Origin of the sequence: Clostridium sp. CCUG 7971, from assembly GCF_017590215.1 — a bacterium.
GTDB lineage: Bacteria > Bacillota > Clostridia > Peptostreptococcales > Peptostreptococcaceae > Faecalimicrobium.
In genome coordinates this window covers 1-1,208 of sequence record NZ_JAFFPK010000174.1, presented here as the reverse complement: position 1 = coordinate 1,208, position 1,208 = coordinate 1, and the positions used below count along the sequence as shown (strand labels likewise).

Here is a 1,208-nt window from a genome sequence, read left to right as displayed (position 1 = left end):
TTTTAAATATTTTTATTAAATAAAGCTAAATAATACGATATTTTTATTATTTTCTTAATATTTTGATATATTTCAAGTGCTATGCTATACTATAAATATTAAATTTATAAATATAAGGAGTGTTCATATGAAATCAAATAGATTTGAAAACGTTATGCCAATGATGAAAAGTGATAATTTAACTCAATGATAGTTACAGATCCTACATCAATATTTTATTTAACTGGAAAAATGATACATCCAGGTGAAAGATTTTTAGCCTTATATATTAATACAATGGTAATCATAAATTATTTGTAAATGAATTATTCCCTGTACCTGAAGACCTTGGAGTAGAAAAAGTTTGGTTTAATGATACTCAAAATCCTATAGAGTTACTATCTACTTACATAAATGAAAAAGAAGCAATGGGTATAGACAAATCTTGGCCAGCAAGGTTTTTATTAGCTCTTATGGAATCTTTAAAAGATACAAAGTTTATAAATTCTTCTTATATAATAGACACTTTAAGAATGCAAAAAGATGAAGAAGAAAAAGATTTGATGAGAAAAGCATCAGAGATAAATGATATGGCCATGGATAAACTACAACAAATTCTTTTAAATAACTTAACAGAAAAAGAAATGGCATCAGAATTAGCTAAAATTTATGAAAACCTTGGAGCTGATGGATTTTCTTTCTCTCCGATAGTTGCATATGGAGCTAACGGGGCTGATCCTCATGCTAAATGTGGCAATAATAAATTAAAGCCTGGAGATGCTGTAATATTAGATATTGGCTGCGTAAAAAATAAATATTGTTCTGATATGACAAGAACTGTATTTTATAAAGAAGCACCTAAAAAAGCTAAGGAAGTATTTGAAATAGTACTTGAAGCTAATAAAAGAGCAATATCAATGGTAAAACCAGGCGTAAGGTTTTGTGACATAGATAAAGCAGCAAGAGATTATATAACAGAAAAAGGATATGGTAAGTATTTTACTCATAGAACAGGTCACTCTATAGGACTTGAAACTCATGATATGGGAGATGTATCAGCAGTAAACACTGATGTATTAAAGCCAGGTATGATTTTCTCTGTTGAACCAGGTATATATCTACCAGGTGAATTTGGAGTTAGAATAGAAGATTTAGTATTAGTTACAGAAAATGGACATGAAATACTAAACAAACATACAAAAGAACTAAATATTATAAAATAACAAAAA

The 1,208-nt window shown here is 28.1% G+C and carries 1 pseudogene; it reads left to right on the top strand.

The features are described from left to right. The first annotated feature begins 127 nt into the window (after positions 1-127). Positions 128-1,202 (top strand): annotated as a pseudogene (locus JWF52_RS17735) (M24 family metallopeptidase). Positions 1,203-1,208 lie beyond the last annotated feature (6 nt).